Source organism: Arthrobacter sp. SO3, from assembly GCF_020532825.1.
Lineage (GTDB): Bacteria > Actinomycetota > Actinomycetes > Actinomycetales > Micrococcaceae > Arthrobacter.
On sequence record NZ_MQTS01000243.1, the window covers coordinates 24,900 to 31,413 of the forward strand.

6 protein-coding genes and 1 pseudogene are annotated in these 6,514 nt (G+C 63.2%); 5 read left to right on the plus strand and 2 right to left on the minus strand.

The genetic code is table 11. The annotated features are described in order from the left end of the window. Positions 1 to 421, minus strand: a pseudogene (locus tag BJQ90_RS20985) (anthranilate phosphoribosyltransferase); the annotation flags it as partial. Positions 422 to 629: 208 nt separating this feature from the next. Between BJQ90_RS20985 and BJQ90_RS20990 the strand changes: the two are divergent. The 4 genes from BJQ90_RS20990 (at position 630) to BJQ90_RS21005 (ending at position 4,910) form a co-directional block, all read left to right on the plus strand. Further along, positions 630 to 1,208 (plus strand): heme-copper oxidase subunit III, encoded by a 579-nt coding sequence (locus BJQ90_RS20990; RefSeq protein WP_226762112.1) that lies wholly within the window; start codon positions 630 to 632, stop codon positions 1,206 to 1,208. Between the two features lie 86 nt (positions 1,209 to 1,294). Then, positions 1,295 to 2,080, plus strand: a complete 786-nt coding sequence (locus BJQ90_RS20995; protein ID WP_226762113.1) for a c-type cytochrome — start codon at positions 1,295 to 1,297, stop codon at positions 2,078 to 2,080. A 102-nt stretch (positions 2,081 to 2,182) separates the two neighbouring features. After that, a complete protein-coding gene (locus BJQ90_RS21000) occupies positions 2,183 to 3,253 on the plus strand; it encodes a ubiquinol-cytochrome c reductase iron-sulfur subunit (RefSeq protein ID WP_226762114.1) in 1,071 nt (356 codons plus the stop codon). Then, on the plus strand, positions 3,231 to 4,910 hold the full coding sequence (locus tag BJQ90_RS21005; RefSeq protein ID WP_226762115.1) for a cytochrome b: 1,680 nt from the start codon (positions 3,231 to 3,233) through the stop codon (positions 4,908 to 4,910). Before BJQ90_RS21000 ends, BJQ90_RS21005 begins: the two co-directional genes overlap by 23 nt. 139 nt (positions 4,911 to 5,049) lie before the next feature. On the opposite strand, the gene BJQ90_RS21010 is transcribed toward BJQ90_RS21005, so the two are convergent. After that, positions 5,050 to 5,817: a GntR family transcriptional regulator gene (locus BJQ90_RS21010; protein ID WP_226762125.1), complete on the minus strand. Its 768-nt coding sequence runs from the start codon at positions 5,815 to 5,817 to the stop codon at positions 5,050 to 5,052. Positions 5,818 to 6,005: 188 nt separating this feature from the next. Between BJQ90_RS21010 and BJQ90_RS21015 the strand changes: the two genes are divergently transcribed. After that, complete coding sequence (locus BJQ90_RS21015; protein ID WP_226762116.1) at positions 6,006 to 6,299, plus strand: HPr family phosphocarrier protein; 294 nt, start codon at positions 6,006 to 6,008, stop codon at positions 6,297 to 6,299. Positions 6,300 to 6,514 lie beyond the last annotated feature (215 nt).

Genomic DNA, 6,514 nt, shown 5'->3' on the forward strand with positions numbered 1-6,514 from the left:
GGACCCCCAGGGCCTCGAGGACGTCAGCGGAACCGGAGGTGGAGGAAGCTGCCCGGTTGCCGTGCTTCACCACCTTGGCGCCCGCGCCGGCGGCGATCAGCGCGGCCATGGTGGAAATGTTGACCGTGTTCTGCTGGTCGCCGCCGGTTCCGACGATGTCCAGCTTCTGGCCTGCAATCTCAATGGGGCTTGCGTTCGCGATCATTGCCGCGACGAGGCCCACAAGTTCATCCACGGTCTCGCCTTTGGAGCGCAGAGCCACGAGGAAACCGGCAACCTGGACGGGCGTGGCCTCACCGGACATGATCGAGTTCATCGCCCACTCCGTATTGCCGGTGGTGAGATCCGTACCATTAATGAGTGCGTTGATGAGCCGCGGCCAGGTGTTGCCTGCCGCCTGTGCAGATGCCTGAGAAGTCACCTTCTGATGCTATCGAGGTGCGCAGTGCAATGACCAATGTGAACAGGGCCGGGAACTTTTCCGCGCGAATTCGCGTCTTTGTAGAAAAAGTCCCCCGAAAACGCGGTTTGCGTTGGGCACGGGCGAGTTTTATAGACATAATGTCTATGTGACATCTGCGACCCATGCCCCCAGTACCCCGGCGCACCCGACGCTGAATCGCCCGAACATGGTTTCTGTTGGAACCGTAGTCTGGCTGTCCAGTGAGTTGATGTTCTTCGCCGGTCTCTTTGCCATGTACTTCACACTCCGTTCGACTTCCGGACAGATGTGGGCCGAAGAGACAGCCAAGCTCAACTTTCCCTTTGCGCTCGTAAACACGATCGTCCTCGTGGCAAGTTCCTTTACTTGCCAGATGGGCGTCTTCGCTGCTGAGCGGCTTCAGCCGCGTCGAAGCGGCGGCCGCCTCAGCTTCACCCGCTGGGGAATGAACGAATGGTTCACCCTGACTTTCATCATGGGTTCCTTCTTCGTGGCCGGCCAGGCGACTGAGTACACCATGCTCGTTTCCGAGCATGTCTCGCTCTCCTCCAACGCCTATGGTTCGGCGTTCTACATCACCACCGGCTTCCACGGACTGCACGTTATAGGTGGTCTGGTTGCCTTCCTCCTCATCATGGGCCGATCCTTCGCAGCAAAGAAGTTCGGCCACTTTGAGGCAACTTCCGCGATTGTCACCTCGTACTACTGGCACTTCGTCGACGTCGTCTGGATCGGCCTCTTCCTGGTCATCTACGTCCTCAAGTAGCAAGACTTTACTCCTTTTCTACAAGAGGTAGAATTTCAAGAAGCGGCTCTCGGAGCCAACGCAGGATCGAAAAAAGGAACCACCACGTGAAGGCACTCTCGCAGAAGCGACGTCACCCTCTGGCAGCAATTGCGCTGCTGCTGATGGGCCTCCTGGTCACTGGTGGGCTGTACGCCGTTGCCAGCACCGTCAACCAGGCCAAAGCCACCACCAGCACCAACGCAAATGACGCAGAGGAGGGCGGCAAACTCTTTGCTGCCAACTGCGCCACCTGCCACGGCATGGGCGCCAGCGGCTCCCAGGCCGGCCCGTCCCTGGTTGGCGTCGGCGCCGCTGCCGTTGACTTCCAGGTCGGCACCGGCCGCATGCCGATGCAGATGAACGGCCCGCAGGCCTACAAGAAGCCGGCACAGTTCAACGAGGAGCAGACGCGCCAGCTCGCAGCTTACGTTGCTTCGCTCGGCCCCGGCCCGTCCATCCCCGAGGCAGGTCTTCTCGACGAGAAGGGCGACGCCGCCGCCGGTGGCGAGCTGTTCCGCACGAACTGCGCCATGTGCCACAACGCTGCCGCTGCCGGCGGTGCGCTGACCCGGGGTAAATTTGCTCCGGCCCTGGCGGGCGTGTCCGGCCAGCACATCTATGAAGCGATGGTCACCGGACCGCAGAACATGCCGGTCTTCAGTGACGCCAACATTTCCCCCGAGGGCAAGCGCGACATCATCACCTTCCTGAAGCAGATCGAAGCCAACGGTTCACCCGGCGGCGCGGATCTTGGCGCCCTGGGCCCGGTCTCCGAAGGTCTGTTCATCTGGATCGCCGGTTTGGGCGTCATCATTGCCTTCACCATCTGGCTTACGTCCCGGACGTCCTAAGCCCACCTGCTGCACCTGTAAAAGTTTTCTGCTGACCCGTCAGCAGTCTGAATTGAAAGCTAACTCGGCACTCGCCGAGACGAGAGAGGGATGAGGCGAATTATGGGCAACCATAGTGACGGCAGTCCGAACCACTCGGGCACCGTAGCTACGGCTGGTCAGAATGAGGTGGAGAAGTTCCAGGATCCTGGAATTCCCCCGCATCGTTTGCGCCTGGCTGACACGGACCCGAAGGCCGCAAAGCGAGCAGAACGGCAGGTAGCCCTTCTTTTCGGGAGCTCGGTCGTTGGCACCCTGATATTCCTGGTGGCGTACTTTGCCATCGATCTGGGGGACGACACATCGATCGCGACGATCCGGCTGCAGAATGCGCTGCTGGGAATCGGCACCGCGTTCGCCATGCTCGGCATCGGCACCGGAATCGTGCACTGGGCCAAGGCCCTCATGCCGGACCATGAAGTCTCGGAAGAGCGCCATGCCATCCGCACCGAGGAAGACCGCCTGGCCGCTGTCCGGATCGTCGACGACATCGTCGAGGAAACCGGCATCAAGCGCCGGCCGCTGATCCGCAACACCCTTCTGGGCGCCGTGGCGCTGGCTCCCCTGCCGGCCCTCGCCGTCTTCGGAGACCTGGGTCCGCGTCCTGACAACACACTGGCACACACCATGTGGGCACCCCAGGATGGCAAGCTCAAGCGGCTCACCCGTGACCCTGACGGCACCCCCATCAAGGCCTCCGATGTCACCATCGGCTCAGCTTTCCACGTCATTCCGGAAGGCCTGAACGAGCTGCACGAAGGCAAGTTGAACGAAAAGGCCAAGGCCGTCGTTCTGCTGATGCGCCTCAACCCCGAGTCACTCAATCCTTCCCCCGGCCGCGAAAACTGGGGCTACAACGGAATTGTCGCGTACTCGAAGATCTGTACCCACGTTGGTTGCCCTGTTGCCTTGTACGAGCAGCAGACCCACCACCTGCTGTGCCCGTGCCACCAGTCAACCTTCGACCTGACCCAGGAATGCAAGGTTATCTTTGGCCCGGCCAGCCGGCCTCTCCCCCAGCTGCCAATCGCAGTTGATTCCGAGGGCTACCTGGTCGCCACGAGCGACTTCAACGAACCTGTAGGACCTAGCTATTGGGAGCGTGATGAGCATGAGCGCAACCGCAACGCCTGATGCCCCCGCCTTCGTCGCCAAGACCAAGGGCGGCCGCATTACCAACTTCGTTGACGAGCGCGTGGGCGGCTCCGGGATCCTCCGCGAATTTGGCCGTAAGGTCTTCCCGGACCACTGGTCGTTCATGTTCGGCGAAGTGGCCCTGTATTCCTTCGTCATCCTGCTGCTCTCGGGCACGTTCCTGACGTTCTTCTTTGATCCCTCCATGGCGGAGACGCGTTACGCGGGCTCCTACATGCCCCTGAAGAACGTTGAAATGTCCGTGGCCTACAGCTCCTCGCTGAACATCTCCTTCGATGTCCGCGGCGGTCTGTTCATGCGCCAGGTCCACCACTGGTCGGCCCTGTTGTTCGTGGCTTCGGTGTCTGTGCACATGCTCCGCGTGTTCTTCACCGGCGCTTTCCGCAAGCCCCGCGAAATGAACTGGGTGGTGGGCGGCGTGCTGCTCATCCTCTCGATGGCTGCCGGCTTCACCGGCTACTCCCTCCCCGATGACCTGCTCTCCGGCAACGGCCTGCGCATCATCGACGGCGTGATCAAATCCATCCCGGTAATCGGAACGTACATCTCGTTCTTCCTCTTCGGCGGGGAATTCCCCGGCACGGCCATCATCGGCCGCCTGTACATGCTCCACATCCTGCTGGTGCCGGCGCTCATCCTCCTGATGATCGTGATGCACCTCTTTATGGTGGTCGTGCACAAGCACACCCAGTACCCCGGTCCGGGACGCAACGACGGCAACGTCGTCGGCTACCCCCTCGGCCCGGTTTACGCGGCCAAGGCCGGCGGCTTCTTCTTCATCGTGTTCGGTGTCATCGCCCTCATGGCGGGCTTCTTCACCATCAACCCGATCTGGAACTACGGCCCCTACGACCCCTCCCCCGTTTCGGCGGGCACCCAGCCTGACTGGTACATCGGTTTCGTGGACGGCGCCCTGCGCCTGATGCCGGGCATCATCGGTGACTGGAAAGTCGAACAGATCTGGTTCGGGCATGTCTTCACCTTCAACGTGCTGCTCCCGGCCCTGGTCCCTGCGGGCATCATCTTCACCGTTCTCTTCACCTACCCGTGGATCGAACGCTGGATCACCAAGGACAACCGCGAGCACCACGTCCTGGACCGTCCGCGTAACGCCCCGACCCGGACCGCCATCGGCATGGCCGGCTTCGTCTGGTACTGCGTGATGTGGGCAGCAGCCGGCTCGGACCTCATCGCCACGCACTTCCACGTGTCGCTGAACGATGTGACCTACTGGCTGCGTGCACTGTTCTTCATCGGCCCGGTCATCGCGTTCGTCGTCACGAAGCGCATCGCCCTGGCCCTGCAGCGCAAGGACCGCGAAATTGCACTGCACGGCCGCGAAACCGGCCGCATCGTGCGCCTGCCGCACGGTGAGTTCATCGAGGTCCACGCACCGCTCGACGAGTACAAGCGTTACAAGCTCGTCGGCTTCGAGTCGCCGTCTCCGCTTCCCGCAGAGCCGAACGCCAATGGCGTCGTTGACAGCAAGGAAAAGCGGCGTGCGAAGCTTTCCCAGTGGTTCTTCGAGGACCGGGTTGCACCTGCAACGCCCGCTGAGCTCGCGGCGGCCCATGGCCACCACGGCGAACACGAGGCTATCGAATCTGGTGAGAACCAGAAGACGCTCAGCCACTAACCGGCTGCGGTAGACACCAAAAAGGCCCGGTCCCTCAGGACCGGGCCTTTTTGCATCCCCAGCCACCACACACCAACGCGGGGTCACATCGCGCCCATCGGAGCCGCCGGGATGGGCGCAATGTGACCCCGCGTTGGTGTCAGGGGCGGTATCCGGAGGCGTAGTTTCGTGTCGGGCGGACGCCTGGCCGCTGCAGAGGCACCCAGAGCTTGTACCGGTCGGCCCGGTAATAGGACACCGAGTAGTCCACCATGGCCCGGGCGACGAAGGCGTGGCGCTGGATCTTCAGCAGCGGCGATCCCACCTCGACGTTGAGCAGGCGGGCCGTCGACGGCGACGCAGCAGTCGCCTCGATCATGTCCTCCCCCCATTCCATCACCAGCCCGAAGCGCTCGCTCAGGACGTTGTAGAGCGACGTCGGCGGCTCACCATCGAGCAGCCCCGGCACCCGGTGCGCAGGGATGAAGTTCTCGTCCACACTCATGGGTTCGTTGTCCGCCAGCAGGAGGCGGCGGAACCGCACCAGGGGCGTTCCCTCCTCCAGCTGAAGTTCCCGGGCCAGGAACGCGCTGGCACCGATCTGCTCGAAGCTGAGGACCTTGGCAGCCGGGACCATGCCGCGGCGCTGCATTTCCTCGCTGTAGGAGGTCAGTTTGACCTGAAGATCCAGTTTAGGTTTGCGGACAAACGTCCCCAAGCCCACCACGCGCTCGATGACCTCTTCGCCGACAAGCGCATCGATGGCCTGGCGCACCGTCATCCGCGCCAGCCCGAAGCGCTCGGCAAGGTCCCGCTCTGAGGGCAACGCCGACCCCGGCGGGCAGGCACTCGCAATGTGGGCCCGGAGGATTTCCCTCAATTGGACATAGATGGGCGTCCCGTTGTGCCGGTCGATCTCGCCTGCCATGGCTGCCGCGTCAGAGGGCGCCACTGCGCTGCCTTCCGGAATGAGTCATATCTCTAGGTTAAGCCACGCGGCGGACAGGTCTAGACCACACTGCCGACTTGGTTCGCCCGCTAACGCGGCCCCGGCTAGGCTTAAATCCGCCGGTGTCCCGCCGGCAGTACAACCCCAGGAGAGACGAGGGAGTCCCGTTGCCAGTTCGGAACGCCATCGTGCAGGCCGCCATCGGACTGCACGCACGGCCTGCGGCGCTGTTTGTCCGCGCCGTCCATGAAACCGGGCTGCCCGTCACGATCAGCAAGGATGGCCGGCAGGGTGTGGACGCACGCTCCCTGCTCGAGGTCATGACCGAGGACTTCCCCTTCGGCTGCGTGGTGAAGCTCGCCGTAGCCCCCGGGGCCGTTCCTGCCCGCTACAGCCCTGAGGACGTCGAGAACGCCCTGGACGGCCTGAAGGACCTGCTGGAGTCCGCCCGCTCCCGCTGATCACCCTCCGGTGCTGCGGGTTCCCTCCGGTGCTGCGGGTTCCCTCCGGTGCTGCGGGTTCCCTCCGGCGTGTGGGGTCCCTCCGGCGCCGGGGCCGGAGTCAGGACAAGCGGCGAAGGCGGCCGCAGCGGGCCGCGGGCTCCCCCTTCGCCCCGGCAGACGTTTCCACCACTAATTGCAGCACCAACGACGGCGGGCCCCACCAAATGGTGGGG

What these genes read in the sequence shown, in the direction of transcription:
- BJQ90_RS20990 (WP_226762112.1), top strand. Translation starts at nt 630, where the DNA reads ATGGTTTCTGTTGGAACCGTAGTCTGGCTGTCCAGTGAGTTGATGTTC.
- BJQ90_RS21000 (WP_226762114.1), top strand. Translation starts at nt 2,183, where the DNA reads ATGGGCAACCATAGTGACGGCAGTCCGAACCACTCGGGCACCGTAGCT.
- BJQ90_RS21005 (WP_226762115.1), top strand. Translation starts at nt 3,231, where the DNA reads ATGAGCGCAACCGCAACGCCTGATGCCCCCGCCTTCGTCGCCAAGACC.
- BJQ90_RS21010 (WP_226762125.1), bottom strand. Translation starts at nt 5,817, where the DNA reads ATGGCAGGCGAGATCGACCGGCACAACGGGACGCCCATCTATGTCCAA.